Origin of the sequence: Rhizorhabdus sp., assembly GCF_018006725.1 — a bacterium.
Classification (GTDB): Bacteria; Pseudomonadota; Alphaproteobacteria; order Sphingomonadales; family Sphingomonadaceae; genus Rhizorhabdus.
In genome coordinates this window covers 1-15383 of sequence record NZ_JAGMXV010000109.1, presented here as the reverse complement: position 1 = coordinate 15383, position 15383 = coordinate 1, and the positions used below count along the sequence as shown (strand labels likewise).

Here is a 15383-nt window from a genome sequence, read left to right as displayed (position 1 = left end):
TTTCAGGAGCGGCAGGAGGCCGCAGCGCGTGCACGGATGAACGCGCTCGCCAAATATCGCGACCGGCCGGTCGTCGATCCGGCCGTGATGGCGGACAGGGCGAAGCGCCGCGCCGAGCGCGAAGCCGCCGCCGCCGAAAAGCGCGCCGCTTCCATCCGCGCGAAGAAGGAAGCGGAAGAGCAGAAGCGTGAGCAGGAGCGCCAGGCGCTCGCCGCCGAGCAGGCTGCAGCCGAAGCAAAGATCCAGATGATCGCGCAGGCCAAGGCAGATGCGACGGCGCAGAAGGTTGCGGAACGCAAGTCGTGGACCGAAGAGGATCGGAAAGCCGCGCGCGACGCCCGCTATGCGGCGCGCAAGATGCGGCAAGGCCGACGCTAAGCCCAGGGCCGGGGCCTGAGCACAGGCACCGGTTTGTCATCGGCCGGATCGTCGCGATCGAGATCGCGGCGGCCGGCGGTCAGGTGCGCGACAGGCTCTCGTCGAGCAGCCTCAGCGCGCCGGCGGCGAAGGCGAGCATGTTGCCGATCCGGTCGGTGCTGCCGGTTTGCACGAAGGCCGTTTCCTCGCCCTTCGGGCCCACGACAGCCACGCAGCATAGGCCGGCTTCGATCCCATAAGGATGCGGTTCCGGGCCTGCCGAGCCGGACTCCGCCACGCCCCAGTCAGCACCGAAGCGGTCGCGGATAGCGCGGGCCTGGAGCAGGGCATAGGGTTCGGACACCGCCTTCATGCCACGCAGTTGCTCGCGGTCGAGACCGAGCAGCAGGTCGCGTCCGGCGAGCGAATAGATTACCCCGCCGCCGAGATAATAGCTCCGCGCGCCTGGGATGGTCAGCAGGCCGGCCGATATGAGACCACCGCTCGCGCCATCGGCAATGGCGACGGTTTGGCCGAGCGCAACCAGCTTGTCCGCGATGCCCCGCGCGATCGGCGCTAGCGCCGCGAAGTCCGTATTCATGATCCTGTCCTCTCCCGTTCGCGGGCCATAGTCGGCGAGGGCGGGGCAGGGGGCAAGGCCAATCGCGGTCGGCACCGTCATTCATGACAGGCTGATATTGGCGGCGATCTCTTGAAAGATCGGTGCGAACTCCCAACTCTCGGCAGAAATTTCAGCCATCGCGCCGATGCGACTTCGCCAAAGGGCAGGAAGACGGGCCTTCTTCGATCTGGCACGGCTCCTGCAAAGCTGTCGGGCATGGAAGCCCGGCGGCGGCGCACGCGCCGGCCGACGGATACAGGATCAGGACCAAAGACATGCAGATCGACAAGAACATCGTCCTCTGGCGCCACGACACCTTTCTCGGCGTCTGCCAGGCGATCGGGCAGGATTTCGGCTTCAATCCCGACTGGCTGCGCGTCGTTTTCGCCAGCGCGTTGCTGTTCAACCCGACGCTCGTGCTGGGCATCTACGGTGCGCTGGCGGTCGTGGTCCTTGCCTCGCGCCTGCTCTTCCCCGCTCGTTGCTCTCGCGTAAGCGCGGCACCGGCGACTGCCGAGGCCGAGGCACCGCGCGCCGACAATGATCGCGACGTCGGCGACATCGCCGCCGCCGCCTGAGCGACCCGCAGATCCCTGCCAATTTTATGGCTGTCAGTCCTCGCCTTTGGAGCTATGTGCACCGCAAATAGTGCTAGATCCGGAGGCGGGGCATGACTGTCATCATCAAGGAAGCCGATCTGATCGAGAGCATCGCCGATGCCCTCCAATATATCAGCTACTATCACCCGATGGACTATATCCGGGCGCTCGGGGTGGCCTACGAGGCCGAACAGAGCCCGGCCGCCAAGGATGCCATCGCCCAGATCCTGACCAACAGCCGGATGTGCGCCGAGGGCCACCGCCCGATCTGCCAGGATACCGGCATTGTCACCGTCTTCATCAAATGGGGCCAGCAGTGCCTGCTCGACTCCGCGCACAGCCTGCAGGACGTCGTCGACGAGGGCGTCCGCCGCGCCTATCTCCACCCGGAGAACCGCCTGCGCGCCTCGATCCTGCGCGATCCCGCCTTCAGCCGCGTCAACACCAAGGACAACACCCCGTCGGTGCTGAACGTCGAGATGGTCCCCGGCCACCATGTCGAAGTCGCCGTCGCGGCCAAGGGCGGCGGGTCTGAGAACAAGTCGAAATTCGCCATGCTCAACCCGAGCGAGTCGATCGTCGACTGGGTGCTTGAGATGATCCCGAAGATGGGCGCCGGCTGGTGCCCGCCGGGCATGCTCGGCATCGGCATCGGCGGCACCGCCGAGAAGGCGATGACCATGGCGAAGGAGTCGCTGATGGGCGATATCGACATGGCGCAGCTCAAGCAGCGCGGCCCGCAGAACGACATCGAGAAGCTCCGCATCGAGATCTTCGACAAGGTCAACGCGCTCGGCATCGGCGCGCAGGGGCTGGGCGGGCTGTCGACCATCCTCGACGTCAAGATCCTGGACTATCCGACGCATGCCGCGTCGAAGCCGGTCGCGATGATCCCGAACTGCGCGGCGACCCGCCACGCGCATTTCCACCTCGACGGGTCGGGCCCGGCCTATCTGGAGCCGCCGAGCCTGGACGAATGGCCGAAGGTCGAATGGACCCCGTCGAAGGAAGCGATCCGCGTCGACCTCGACAGCCTGACGCCCGAGATCGTCGCCAGCTGGAAGCCGGGCGATCGCCTGCTGCTCAACGGCAAGATGCTCACCGGCCGCGACGCTGCGCACAAGCGCATTCAGGACATGCTGGCGAAGGGCGAGGAACTGCCCGTCGATTTCCGCGGCCGGGTCATCTATTATGTCGGCCCGGTCGATCCGGTGGGTGACGAGGTCGTGGGGCCGGCGGGTCCCACCACCGCGACCCGCATGGACAAGTTCACCGACATGATGCTCGACAAGACCGGCCTGATCGCGATGGTCGGCAAGGCCGAGCGCGGCCCGGTCGCGATCGAGGCGATCAAGAACCACAAGGCGGCCTATCTGATGGCCGTCGGCGGGGCTGCCTATCTGGTCGCGCGCGCGATCAAGGGCGCCAAGGTCGTGGGCTTCGCCGATCTCGGCATGGAAGCGATCTACGAGTTCGACGTGAAGGACATGCCTGTCACCGTCGCGGTCGACGCGACCGGCGAGAGCGTCCACCACACCGCGCCGCTTGTGTGGCGCGAGAAGATCGCGCGCGAGAAGCTGCTCGAAAACGCCTGATCGCGCGAGCGCCGGGGGCGGGCCTAGCGGTTCGCCTCCGGCGCCGCGCGTGCGGCGGCGACTTCCGCCTGGGTGAAGGCGGTGCCGGGCGCGAGCGGCGCATCGTCGGCGACGCCGGTCACGAAATAGGCGACGCCCCGGCCGCGTTCGCGGTCGATCCATAGCCCTGAGCGCAGGCCATAGGCCTCGCCCGCATGGCCGACCCATGGGCGGCCGTCGCCGAACAGGTCGTCGGCGCAGCCGGCGACGCCGGTCGAGAGCGTCTGGCTGGCGAGGCCATAGCGGCAGATCGAGCCGGGGGTCGTTTCTCCGGTGACGCCGTTGCTGCCGTCATAGATCCACAGCGGGCGCAGCATCAGGTCGACCGAGGCGGGCTGAAGGAAGCGCCGCCCGCCCACCCGGCCGCCCTTCAGCAGCATCTGCCCGATCCGCGCCAGATCGCGCGCGGAGATGCGCAGGCCTCCCTGCGGAGAGAAGAGCGCGCCGTTCGCGCCGGGCTGCCAGCGGTTCAGGTCGCAGCCGCCGTCGCGCGCCGGCACGACCGGGCAGGCGGGGCGCAGGCCGCCATCGTCGTCGCGTACCGCCTTGCCCGAGGCATCGTAGAGCGTCACCGCCCCGGCGATGGTGGCATGATCGCAACTCGCCCAGTTGAAACAGGCGCGCAAGTCGAGCGGGCGCAGCACGAGGCGCTGCATCAGCCGGTCGAAACGCTCGCCGGTCGCCCGCTCCATCACCGAGGCTACGATGGGGAAGTTTATATTGGCGTAGCGGAAATAGCCGCCGGGCGCGTGGTCCCTGTCCCAGGCGGCGGGATCGCCCAGCGCGGTGCGCAGCGATTGGTCCAGCGGCAGGGCATAGTCGATCCCGTCGACCAGCGACGCGCGGTGCGACAGCAGCATCCGCAGGCTGATCGCGCGATCGGGGAATGCGGGGTTGCGCAGCGGCCAGCCGAGATAGGTCGACACGTCGGCGTCGAGATCGAGTCTTCCCTCCTCGACGAGCCGCAGCACGCCGATCGCGACCACCAGCTTGCTGATCGAAGCGATGCGGACCGGATCGTCGGCGGTGACACGACGCCCCGTGCTCCGATCGGCCACACCCCGGCTCGTCGGCTTCGCCAAGGCCTGCTTCGTGAAGGCTAGGCGAACCGTAGCGAAGCCCATAGGTTCGGCGGTGAGCGGGACCGCCAGCAGCGATCCGGCGACTATCAGCAAGCGGGCAGCGATGCGCATCGCCCGATCATGGAAGGGTTGGCGGGTGCAGGCAATGCGTCGTTTCGCGCGCTGGACGGGATGGGTGCTGCTCGCGCTGCTCCTGCTCGCCGGGCTGTTCTGGCTGACGCGCAGCTATTGGCTCGACCGGATCTATTATCGCGGACCGGTCAGCGCCCATTATGACGGACAACGCTTTCGCAACCCGACCGGCGACGGCGATCAGGTCAGTCCGTTCAAGGTCGGCATCGACCGGCTGTGGCGGACCGCGACCGGACAGCGCGGCGATGCCTGGCCCGATAGCATTGCCGTAATCCCCTCGCGTCCACCGGCGCGTGTCGACGGCGCCGCTATCCGCGCGACCTGGGTCGGTCATGCGACCGTGCTGATCCAGACGCAGGGGCTCAACATTCTGACCGATCCGATCTGGTCCGATATCGCGGGGCCGTGGAACCGCGTCGGCCCACGTCGCGCGCGGGCGCCCGGCGTGCGGTTCGAGGATCTGCCCCGCATCAATCTCGTCCTCGTCAGCCATAATCATTACGACCATATGGATTTGGCGACGTTGCAACGCCTGTGGCAGCGCGACCGGCCGCTGATCGTGACCGGCCTCGGCAATGACAGCATCCTGCGCGACGCCGGCGTGGCGGCGCAGGCGCGCGACTGGGGCGGGCGCGTAGCGGTCCGGCCGGGCGTGTCGGTGATCGTCGAGCGGGTCCAGCATTGGAGTTCGCGCTGGGGAGAGGACCGCAACCGTGCGCTGTGGAGTGGCTTCACGCTGACTCTGCCGGGCGGCAACATCTTCTTCGCCGGCGACACCGGCTGGGGCGACGGCAGTTGGCCGCGCGATGCGGCACGGCACGGCCCCGTCCGGCTCGCTGTGCTGCCGATCGGCGCCTATCATCCGCGCGAGGTGTTCGGGCGGAGCCATATCGATCCGGCCGAGGCGGTGCGCGTGCAGAAGCTTCTCGGCGCAGACAAGGCGCTCGGCATCCATTGGGGCACTTTCCATCTGACCGACGAGGGCCCCGACGTACCGCCCCGAGAATTGATCGCACAAACGAAAGCGGCCGGCGTTGCCACCGACCGCTTCGTGACGATCCAGCCGGGCCAGGCGATCGCTCTCGCCGGCCGCTGATCCCGCTTACTTGAGCTTGCGGACCTCGGCGGCGGTCAGCGAGGTGGTGACGCCATTGTCGGCCTTGGTGAGCGTACCGATCGCCAAGGTCGCCATCTTGGCGTCGTTGATCACGACGATCGCAGTCGGCGCGCCGTCGGCGCCCTTCTTGACCTCATAGACGCGGCCCAGCTTCTTGCCGTCGGCGCTGGTGACCAGCATGCCGTTCTTGACGGTGAGGGCTTCCTGCGCGAGCGCGGCGCCCGAAAGGCCGAGCGAGGAGACGATGGCGGCGGCGATGATGATGGAACGCATCGGTGCTAACTCCGTTATGAAAATGCCTGAGGCGATGCATCTGCCGACCCGTTCGGCGCACCGCTATGGGGACACTCTCGTCGCTTAGTGCCGCAAATTCTCATGGCGTACTCCCATTTGGGTATCGCTTTATTCGCTTTGCGGCATCGCGGCATCGTCCGATTGATTCGGAACCACCTTTTCAAAAATCTATCGCAATGGATTATCGGTGCTTTTTCGCGAAGGCTGTCCAGTGTGCAGCGCGAAATATGTCCGAATCACTCGTGTTGCACTGCATTAAAGGACAGGTGCGCGGCTTATCGCGCCGGCCGCGCCGTCTGCCAACGGGTCTCGGGCAGGAATAGCGTCGTCACCAGCGCGACCCCCATGCAGCCTGTGACGTACCAGAAGAAGGCGCTCTCCATCCCCGCGCTCTTGAATCCGAGCGCGACCGATTCCGCCGTGCCGCCGAAGATCGCCTGGCTCACGGCATAGGGCAGTCCGACCCCCAGCGCGCGGATGTGCGGCGGGAAAAGCTCGGCCTTGACGACCGCGCTGGTGGCGCTCGATCCCGAGATGATCAGATAGGCGACGCACAGCAGCAGAAACGCCTCGACCATGCCATCGGCGCGGCCCAGAGCGGTGAAGAGGGGAACCGTGCCGACGATGCCGCCGATCCAGCACCAGTAGAGCAGCGGCTTGCGCCCCGCCTTGTCCGACAGCGCGCCGAGCATCGGCTGGATGACGATATAGAAGATCAGCGCCGCCGAGCAGATCAGCGAGGCCTTGTCCTTGGCGAAGCCCGCGCTGCCGACCAGATATTTTTGCATATAGGTGGTGAAGGCATAGAAGCTGACATTGCTGCCGATCGACAGCCCGAACACCAATGCGACCTGTTTAGGCCGCTCGCGCAGCAGCGTCATGAGCCCGCCCTTGCGCCGGCCGCGGTCGCTCTCCTCGACGAAGTCGGGGGTCTCGTCGATCCCGCGCCGCAGCCAGAACACCGAAATCGCCAGGATCGCGCCGGTAGCGAAGGCGAGGCGCCAGCCCCAGACTTCCAGTTGCGCTTCGGTCAGGAAGAAGAATTGCAGCGTGACGAGCAGTCCGAGCGCGAGCAACTGTCCGGCGATCAGCGTCACATATTGGAAGCTCGACCAGAAGCCGCGTTTGTCGGGCGGGGCAATCTCGGTCAGATAGGTCGCCGCCGTGCCGAACTCGCCGCCCAGGCTCAGCCCCTGCGCCATCCGCGCGAAGGTCAGCAGAATAGGCGCCCAGATCCCGATCGTCGCATAGGTCGGCGCGCAGGTGATGATCAGCGATCCCGCGCACATCAGCGTGATCGACCAGGTTAGCGCGCTCTTGCGACCATAGCGGTCGGCCAGCATGCCGAGCAGCCACCCACCCAGCGGTCGCATGAGAAAGCCGATCGCGAAGACGACGCTGGTCGACAGCAACTGCGCGGTCGGGTCGCTCGCCGGAAAGAAGCTCTGCGCGAAATAGAGCGAGAAGGCCGAATAGATATACCAGTCATACCATTCGACGAGATTACCGAGCGAACCGCCGATGACCGACCGGATCGGGCGGCGCGGACTGGACTGTGCCTGCAAGATGGTTCCTCCCCGGGCGCGCGAAGGCGTCTGTCTGCCGGGAAAGCGGCGGCGTGGCTAGGCGTGAATTGGCGTATTTGGCAGCGGCGGGGCGATGTCGGGCCTGTCCGATGTTGCAGGTTAGCCATGTTCCTGCCTGACGAGGCGCTGACGGCTCGGTTCGCCATTCTCGGCGCCAAACCCCGATTGTAGCGGCTGATGCCGACGCGCTCGTGGCCGACGATGTCGTTATTGCGCGCGGGAATGTGCCGGCGGTGCGCCTTGCCGTATTGACACGGCACGACCGCATCGAACGCTTCGCACGATATCTGCCATTTTTCCGAGGATGGGCGAGCGCTCTGGGTATGCGCAACAACACCGCGTTCGAGCCAGCATCACCCGCGCGCGGTCCAACCACCATCGACCGGGATCGCGGCCCCCGTTATGAAGCTGGATCGGCGATCGGACAGCCAGAGGATGGTTTCAGCGATTTCCTCCGGCCGCCCGAGGCGTCCTACCGGGTGCAAGCTCTCCATCTGTTTCAGCAATTCAGCATCATCCACGATGAACTTGTTCATCGGCGTATCGATCACGCCCGGGCAGATGGCGTTGATACGTATGCCCTTGTCCGCCGTTTCGAGAGCGGCCACCTTGGTCAGGCCTACGACAGCGTGCTTGGCCGCCGCGTATGCGCCGCTATTCGCCAGCGCAATCAGGCCCAACGCGGACGCAATATTGACGATGACCCCGCGCCCCTGCTTGAGCATCAGCGGGATCTCGCCCCGCATGCAAAGCCAAACACCCTTGAGATTGACCGCAATGACCCGGTCGAATTCCGCCTCGACCGCCTCGACGATCGGACCAGGCGTGCCTCCTATACCGGCGCCGTTGATTGCGACGTCGAGGCGGCCGAACTTCTGCGATATCAACTCGAACATCGCATCGACCGCACTCGCGTCTGAAACGTCTGCGGTGCAGGCTGTCGCACGGCCGCCTTCGGCCTCGATCTGCGCCACGGTGCGCTCCACGCCTGCTGGCGAGACGTCGGTCGCGACAATGGCCGCGCCTTCCCGGGCAAAAGCGAGCGCCGTCTCGAGCCCGAGCCCCGAACCTGCGCCGGTTACGAGCACGACTTGGTCTTCAAACAGCCGCATCGACCTACCCTGTCCGTCTCAAATCCAATGCGAAGCGAAAACCCGGGGAGGCAACCGCCAGCCTTAAACGGCTTCGGCGACGACCCCAGCCGGAACGGGCCAGGGCCTTATTCGGCTGCTTCGGCCAGAGTCCGGGCCGCCGGACGGAAGGGGCAGGTCTCTTCCTTCTCGGCCATGTCGAAGACGAACAGCATTTTCGCGAGACCGCCGAGATAGCTCATCACGGTGCCGAGCTCGAGGATTTGCGCATCGTCGAAATGCTTGTGCAGCTTGGCGTAAAGCTCGGGTTCGAGATGTCCCTGAATGTTTGTCATCAGGAATTCGTCGGCCAGTTCGAGCACCGCGATCTCGACATCGCTGAAGATCGATCGATCGCCCTCGATGGCATTCAACTGCTCTTCGCTGTAGCCGACTTCCTTGGCGCCGATGGTGTTGCCCAGGTTGCAGCTGCGGCAGCCATGGCCGAGGCTCATCCGTAGTCGGGCAAGATGCTTGAGTTTGACGTCGACGCGCCCGCCGTAGAATATCTTCTCGTAGAAATCGACCATCGTGAAGTCGAGCAGTTCGGGTGCGTGGGCGCCTTTCTCGATGAAGCCGGCCTGACCCGTCAGCTTGTAGACGAAATCCCAGTCCTGCTGGAGCTTGGGAGACAGTTCGTCCCGGCGGAAACTCTTGATCGTATCGGCCATGCATCTTCTCCTGCCTATGCTGCTCATTCGAACATGCAGTGTTTTTCTGCACGATTTCAGTAGTCTATATGCAGGGAGGCTATCATGGGGGCGGTGCCCTCCGGCCTAGCCAATTGGATAGGCGGAAGGCCAACATCATTCCACACAGCAGCAGAAAAGCGGGGACAGGAAAAACGGGGACAGGGAAAAACGGGGACAGGGAAAAACGGGGACAGTATATCAATTAAGCGGCTGACATCTGCGCTTTGGTGACGTGCTGCATCGCCCCGAGCGAGAAGAAAAAATAGTATACTGTCCCCGATTTTTGTGCTGGGCTCGACTTTCCTAAAACAGTCCCAGCCCCATCACCTCGACCTCGTCGAGGATGAGGCCGAACACGAAGTTCAGGCGCAGGCGATAGGCCTTGGCGCTTTCGATCTCGCTTTCGACCTGCTCCTTTGCCGTGTGGCGGACATAGCGGCGGTCGACCAGCGAGGCGAAGCCGCTGGGCAGGACGAGACTGACGATCGTCTGGCTGGTGAAGCGTGTGTCGGGGCGGGTCGAGGTCCAGTGGTTGGACATTTCCAGATCGGCCGGAAAAACGCGGTCGGTGGTGAAGCTGTACTGCCGTTCCCAGCCGCCGGCACGGTCTGCACCAGGGGCGAGGCGTTCGAGGGTCCAGCCATGCTCGGCATCCAGACGCATGCGGAACAGCGCGCCGTCGGGGCCGGGCGTCTCGGCGCCGTCGCTGAGCGGCATGGGGGGCGAATAGCCGCCGCCGAAGCCGGCATCGGCGAGCCAGGTCTGCCCCGCGATCTCGACCAGATTGGCGGTGTGCGTGCGCGGCGGCAGGCCTTCGGTGCGCAGCCATACCCGCGCCAGGATCGGCCGTGCGTCGAATCCGATCGCGTGCAGCGCGCGCAGAAACAGCTGGTTCTGTTCGAAGCAATAGCCACCGCGCCGGTGGTGGACGAGCTTGGCGAAGACATGATCGGGATCGAGGCTGATCCCGCGCCCCAGCGCGATGTCGAGATTTTCGAACGGGATGGTCAGCCGGTGCTGGCGCTGGAGAAAGTCCATCCCGCCCCAGTCGGCATCGGGCGCCTGCTTGAGTCCGATCCGGGCGAGATAGGCGTCGAGGTCGAAATCTGCGGGGTTGGTCATGTCGCTCATTTCTTGCAGCTTCCCGTGCGGTGACCGCTGCCTTCGGTCACGATCTTCACGGGCTTGCCGTCCTTCATGCCGGTCGAAACGGTCGAGATCTTGTAGCTGTCCGCCGTGTAGCTGCCCTTCGAGGCGACGAGCAACCCGTCGGGGAAGCGCTTGTTGGTGCAGAAGGTGTCATAGGCCAGCTGGCCGGCCGCCATCGAGAAGCGCCGCTTGGTGCAGACCGCCGCGTCGTCCTGGGTCAGCAGCGCCTCCGGCCGCCGCGCCAGTTCGGCGGCATCGTGGCAACTGGTGCGCTTGCGGTTGCCCGCGAACATCTTGATCACCCATTGCGGCACGCCCGGCACGTCGGCGGTCAGCATCGTCGTCTGATGCGTCCAGCCGCCGGGCGCGAAGCCATCCGCCGCCGCCGGGGCGGCGTTCAGAAGCGCGAAAGCGGTAGCGGCGGCCAGCGAGGCGATGCCGGTCGATAGGCGGCTGTTGATCATCCGTGGGTCCCTCATGGGCTGCGCATGTGGATCTGGTCGTGGGGCAGCCATTGCTGATCTACTGGTCGATGGCGGGATAAGGTTGCGGTCGTTCAGCGGAAGCGGTTCAATTTGCGGGCATAACGCTGCAGGCGTAGCGGAACCCAATCCTGGATGAAATGGTCGATCGCCACGCGCCGGTCGGGCCGGTCGCCACTTCCGGGGCGCGGTCGGAAGACGGTGGTGCGCTCGGGCGCCTCGGCTTCGTCGGCGGGGAAGGCGGTGTAATAATAGGTCGCGATCGACCGGCGCGACCGATCGGGCGGGCAGCGCAGCGGATCGGGATGACCGTGATAGCTGTCGGCATCGGTGTTGAAGACCACTGCGCGGCCGAGCAGCGGGGCGACGCGCACCTCGCAGCGGCGCATGGCGTGGTCCCACATCTCGAGCTCGCCGCCCCATTCGGGCTGCCACCCCTCGTTCAGATAGATCAGCAGATTGAGCCGGCGGCGGAGCTTCAGGCGTGGATGGCGGTTGAAGTCGGCATGGATCGACAGATGACCGCCCGGCAGCGTCTCGTGCAGCCCGCCTCCGAGATACCAGGGATCGGGGACGAGCCCCTCAATCCCGGTCAGCGCCTCGAGAAAGCAGAGAAAGGCCGCGCCGTTGAGCTCCGCGAGCAGGGTGCGCAGCCCGCAATGGTCGATGTCCTGGGGCGCGAACTGATATTTGAACCGCTCCTGGTCGCGGTCGAAGAAGCGCTTGCCCGTCCGGTCGGGGAAATGCGCGGCGAGCCCCGCCAGGAGCTTGGGGTCGATCAGGTCGTCGATGACGATGTGCGGGAACGGGGCCGCCGCCGCATAGCGCTCCGCCAGCGCCGTTCCGGCCGCACGGCACGCCGCGGCGTCGAAGCCCCGGTCGCGGTAGGGAAGCAGGCCGTCCGACTGGCTCATGGGGAAGGAAGATAAAAGGTGAACATTCGCGACCTCTATCCTACATATGCAAAGCCATGACCATCCAGATCCGCACCAGCCTCGATGACGTCGATCTCGGGCAGAGCTTCGTCCCGCACCGGCCGGAGCGGCCCGAGAAGAGCGAGGGCGGCAAGGCGTTCAAGCTCGTCTCCGACTATCAGCCGTCGGGCGACCAGCCGACCGCGATCGCCGAACTGGTGGCGCAGGCCGAACAGGGCGAGCGCGACCAGGTGCTGCTGGGCGTCACCGGATCGGGCAAGACCTTCACCATGGCCAAGGTGGTCGAGCAGCTGCAGCGGCCGGCGCTGGTGCTGGCCCCGAACAAGATCCTCGCTGCGCAGCTGTACGGCGAGTTCAAGCAGTTCTTCCCCGACAATGCGGTCGAGTTCTTCGTCAGCTATTACGACTATTATCAGCCCGAAGCCTATGTCCCCCGGACCGACACCTATATCGAGAAGGAAAGCTCGATAAACGAGGCGATCGACCGGATGCGCCACTCGGCCACCCGCTCCCTGCTCGAACGCGACGACGTGCTGATCGTCGCCTCGGTGTCCTGCCTCTACGGTATCGGATCGGTCGAAACCTATTCGGCGATGATCTTCGACCTGAAGAAGGGCCAGACGGTCGACCAGCGCGAGATCATCCGCAAGCTGGTCGCGCTCCAGTATAAGCGCAACGACCATGCCTTTGCGCGCGGCAATTTCCGCGTGCGCGGCGACAATCTGGAAATCTTCCCGTCGCATTATGAGGACAGCGCGTGGCGGATCGCCTTCTTCGGCGACGAGATCGAGGAGATCGTCGAGTTCGACCCGCTGACCGGCAAGAAGGCCGCCAGCCTCGATTATGTCCGCGTCTTCGCCAATTCACACTATGTGACGCCCGGGCCGACAATGAAGCAGGCGATGGAGGCGATTCGCTTCGAACTGACCGAGCGGTTGAAGGAGTTGCAGGCCGAGGGACGGCTGCTTGAAGCGCAGCGGCTGGAGCAGCGCACCAATTTCGATTTGGAGATGATCGCCGCCACCGGCAGCTGTGCCGGCATCGAGAATTATTCGCGCTTCCTGACCGGCCGCCTGCCGGGCGAGCCGCCGCCGACCCTGTTCGAATATCTGCCCGAAAACGCGCTGCTGTTCGTCGACGAGAGCCACCAGACGATCGGCCAGATCAACGGCATGGCGCGGGGCGATCACCGCCGCAAGATCACGCTCGCCGAGTTCGGCTTCCGGCTGCCGTCCTGCATCGACAACCGCCCACTGCGCTTCGCCGAGTGGGAAGTGATGCGCCCGCAGACCGTCTATGTCTCGGCGACGCCGGGCGAGTGGGAGATGAACCAGACCGGCGGCGTGTTCGTCGAGCAGGTCATCCGCCCGACCGGTCTGATCGATCCGCCGGTCGACATCCGCCCGATCGAAAGCCAGGTCGACGACCTCGTCTTCGAGGCGCGCGAGACCGCGAAGAAGGGCTATCGCACGCTGGTCACGACGCTGACCAAACGCATGGCCGAGGACCTGACCGAATATCTGCACGAAGCGGGGCTCAAGGTCCGCTACATGCATTCGGACGTCGAGACGCTGGAGCGTATCGAGCTGATCCGCGACCTGCGGCTGGGCGTCTATGACATCCTCGTCGGCATCAACCTGTTGCGCGAGGGGCTCGACATTCCCGAATGCGGGCTGGTCGCGATCCTCGATGCCGACAAGGAGGGCTTTCTGCGGTCCGAAACCTCGCTGATCCAGACGATCGGCCGCGCGGCGCGCAACGTCGACGGCCGCGTGATCCTTTATGCTGACCGCATCACCGGATCGATGGAACGCGCGATGGCCGAAACCTCGCGCCGCCGCGAGAAGCAGCAGGCCTATAATCTCGAACATGGCATCACGCCCGAAACGATCCGCCGCAGCATCACCGACATCGTCGGCCACCTCGCCTCCAAGGACCAGGTCACCGTCGATACGGGGATCGAGGAGCTGCCGCACATGGTCGGCCACAATCTGCGCGCCTATATAGAGGAACTCGAAGCCAAGATGCGCGCGGCGGCGGCCGACCTCGAATTCGAGGAGGCGGGGCGCCTGCGCGACGAGATCCGCAAGCTGGAGCAGGAAGAGCTCGGCCTTCCGGTCGACGAGCATCGCGCGCCGGTGAAGAGCAACAGCTTCGGCGGCAAGCCCGGCACGCGTACGACCAAATATGGAAAGATGAAGGCGGCGCGCGCGCGGCGCTGATTGCTTTCAGTCTGATTGTTCCCTATATGTTCCATGACATACATTGTTATGGATCGGGAATGTGGGCGTCATGCAGGCAGTCGACGAGAGGATGCGCGCGGCGATGGACAAGGGGTTCGATCTCGATCGCTTCGTTGAGGCGCAGGACGGCGTCTTCGACCAGGCACTGACCGAGATCCGGCGCGGGCAGAAGCGCGGCCACTGGATGTGGTTCGTCTTCCCGCAGCTTCGTGGCCTCGGGCGCAGTCCGACCGCGCAACATTATGGGCTGGCGTCTGCTGGCGAGGCGGCGGCCTATCTCGCCCATCCGTTGCTCGGGCCACGGCTGCGCGCCTGCGTCGAGGCGCTGCAGGATCTGGAGCAGGGCAGCGCGGTCGAGATTTTCGGCGAGATCGATGCTATGAAGCTGCGCTCCTCGCTGACGCTTTTCGCCGAGGCGGCGGGCGAGCGGCTATTCGTCGCGGCGCTCGAGCGCTGGTTCGATGGACAGGCCGACCCGCTGACGCTCGACCTGCTGCGGGAGGGCGGGCGATGAGCGAGCCTGTCCGCTGCCGCTGGTCCGAGCGTGACCCGGTCGAAACCGTCTATCATGACAGCGAATGGGGCGTGCCCGAGCGCGATCCGCGCGCCCTGTGGGAAAATCTGATGCTTGAAGGCTTCCAGGCGGGCCTCTCCTGGACGGTCATCCTGCGCAAGCGCGACGCCTTCCGCGCGGCCTTTGCCGGGTTCGATCCCGAGCGGGTGGCGGCCTTCGGTCCCGACGATGTCGAGCGGCTGATGCAGGACCCCGGCATCGTGCGCGCACGGGCGAAGATCGAGGCGACGATTATGGGGGCGCGCATCTTCCTCGCCATGCGCGACCGGGGCGAGGATTTCGCCGACTATGCCTGGTCCTTCACCGACGGCAAGGTCCTCCAGGGCGACGGGATGAGCGTCCCGGCGAGCACGCCGCTGTCGGACCGCATCTCGAAGGACCTGAAGAAGCGCGGCTTCAAATTCGTGGGGCCGACGATCGTCTATGCGTGGATGCAGGCGATCGGCATGGTCAACGATCATGCGTTCTATTGCTTCCGCCGCGATCAGGTCTGACGCCGGCTGCTGGCGATGAGCGTTGAAGACCGCCGGTGCGCGGGGCTTGCGCGGCGAGGCCGGCCATGCTGTCTCGCGCCATGCAGATCGCAGTCCTGACCTTCGACGGGTTCAACGAACTCGACTCTTTCGTCGCCTCGTCCATCCTCAACCGGAAACTTACCGAGGAAACGTAAACCCCATCGGCACCCGGGGGGTTTACGATGAGGCAAAGCGCTACGCGGAAGCTCTTACGATGGCTTACCACAGGATGCACCAGGT

At 65.3% G+C, this 15383-nt stretch carries 16 protein-coding genes and 1 pseudogene; 8 read left to right on the top strand and 9 right to left on the bottom strand.

What is annotated here, in order from left to right; translation table 11 throughout:
* Window positions 1-378: DUF6481 family protein (locus KAY22_RS15355; protein WP_296624292.1), on the top strand; the 378-nt coding region annotated here is incomplete at its 5' end.
* A 79-nt stretch (window positions 379-457) separates the two neighbouring features.
* On the opposite strand, the gene KAY22_RS15350 is transcribed toward KAY22_RS15355, so the two are convergent.
* Window positions 458-958: a CinA family protein gene (locus tag KAY22_RS15350; protein ID WP_296624291.1), complete on the bottom strand. Its 501-nt coding sequence runs from the start codon at window positions 956-958 to the stop codon at window positions 458-460.
* A gap of 296 nt (window positions 959-1254) precedes the next feature.
* Here KAY22_RS15350 and KAY22_RS15345 point away from each other — a divergent pair, with 296 nt between their 5' ends.
* Window positions 1255-1557 (top strand): PspC domain-containing protein, encoded by a 303-nt coding sequence (locus KAY22_RS15345; RefSeq protein WP_296624290.1) that lies wholly within the window; start codon window positions 1255-1257, stop codon window positions 1555-1557.
* A gap of 92 nt (window positions 1558-1649) precedes the next feature.
* The gene (locus KAY22_RS15340) at window positions 1650-3173 is read left to right on the top strand and encodes a fumarate hydratase (RefSeq protein WP_296624289.1); all 1524 of its coding nucleotides are present in this window, start codon (window positions 1650-1652) and stop codon (window positions 3171-3173) included.
* Between the two features lie 23 nt (window positions 3174-3196).
* Here KAY22_RS15340 and KAY22_RS15335 read toward each other — a convergent pair whose 3' ends face one another.
* Window positions 3197-4405: a serine hydrolase domain-containing protein gene (locus tag KAY22_RS15335; protein ID WP_296624288.1), complete on the bottom strand. Its 1209-nt coding sequence runs from the start codon at window positions 4403-4405 to the stop codon at window positions 3197-3199.
* A 34-nt stretch (window positions 4406-4439) separates the two neighbouring features.
* On the opposite strand from KAY22_RS15335, the gene KAY22_RS15330 reads away from it, so the two are divergent.
* Window positions 4440-5522, top strand: coding sequence for an MBL fold metallo-hydrolase (locus KAY22_RS15330; protein WP_296624287.1), 1083 nt, complete (start codon window positions 4440-4442; stop codon window positions 5520-5522).
* Window positions 5523-5528: 6 nt separating this feature from the next.
* On the opposite strand, the gene KAY22_RS15325 is transcribed toward KAY22_RS15330, so the two are convergent.
* The 7 genes from KAY22_RS15325 to KAY22_RS15295 all read right to left on the bottom strand — a co-directional run bounded on the left by KAY22_RS15325 (window position 5529) and on the right by KAY22_RS15295 (window position 11790).
* A complete protein-coding gene (locus tag KAY22_RS15325; RefSeq protein WP_296624286.1) occupies window positions 5529-5816 on the bottom strand; it encodes a hypothetical protein in 288 nt (95 codons plus the stop codon).
* Window positions 5817-6112: 296 nt separating this feature from the next.
* The gene (locus tag KAY22_RS15320) at window positions 6113-7402 is read right to left on the bottom strand and encodes an MFS transporter (protein WP_296624285.1); all 1290 of its coding nucleotides are present in this window, start codon (window positions 7400-7402) and stop codon (window positions 6113-6115) included.
* Window positions 7403-7776: 374 nt separating this feature from the next.
* Entirely contained in the window at window positions 7777-8535 is a 759-nt protein-coding gene (locus tag KAY22_RS15315; protein ID WP_296624284.1) for an SDR family oxidoreductase, read from the bottom strand.
* A 107-nt stretch (window positions 8536-8642) separates the two neighbouring features.
* Window positions 8643-9224: a carboxymuconolactone decarboxylase family protein gene (locus KAY22_RS15310; RefSeq protein WP_296624283.1), complete on the bottom strand. Its 582-nt coding sequence runs from the start codon at window positions 9222-9224 to the stop codon at window positions 8643-8645.
* A gap of 324 nt (window positions 9225-9548) precedes the next feature.
* Complete coding sequence (locus KAY22_RS15305) at window positions 9549-10367, bottom strand: arylamine N-acetyltransferase (RefSeq protein ID WP_366514093.1); 819 nt, start codon at window positions 10365-10367, stop codon at window positions 9549-9551.
* A 5-nt stretch (window positions 10368-10372) separates the two neighbouring features.
* Complete coding sequence (locus KAY22_RS15300; protein WP_296624281.1) at window positions 10373-10858, bottom strand: DUF3617 family protein; 486 nt, start codon at window positions 10856-10858, stop codon at window positions 10373-10375.
* A 92-nt stretch (window positions 10859-10950) separates the two neighbouring features.
* Complete coding sequence (locus KAY22_RS15295) at window positions 10951-11790, bottom strand: 2OG-Fe(II) oxygenase (protein ID WP_296624280.1); 840 nt, start codon at window positions 11788-11790, stop codon at window positions 10951-10953.
* 56 nt (window positions 11791-11846) lie between these two features.
* On the opposite strand from KAY22_RS15295, the gene uvrB reads away from it, so the two are divergent.
* The 4 genes and pseudogenes from uvrB to KAY22_RS15275 form a co-directional block, all read left to right on the top strand.
* Entirely contained in the window at window positions 11847-14033 is a 2187-nt protein-coding gene (gene uvrB / locus KAY22_RS15290; protein ID WP_296624279.1) for an excinuclease ABC subunit UvrB, read from the top strand.
* 70 nt (window positions 14034-14103) lie between these two features.
* A complete protein-coding gene (locus KAY22_RS15285; RefSeq protein WP_296624293.1) occupies window positions 14104-14568 on the top strand; it encodes a DUF1810 domain-containing protein in 465 nt (154 codons plus the stop codon).
* Window positions 14565-15122 carry a DNA-3-methyladenine glycosylase I gene (locus KAY22_RS15280; protein WP_296624278.1) on the top strand — a complete coding sequence of 186 codons (558 nt, stop codon included), beginning with the start codon at window positions 14565-14567 and terminating at the stop codon, window positions 15120-15122. Before KAY22_RS15285 ends, KAY22_RS15280 begins: the two co-directional genes overlap by 4 nt.
* A gap of 80 nt (window positions 15123-15202) precedes the next feature.
* Window positions 15203-15277, top strand: a pseudogene (locus KAY22_RS15275) (AraC family transcriptional regulator); the annotation flags it as partial.
* Window positions 15278-15383: the final 106 nt, after the last annotated feature.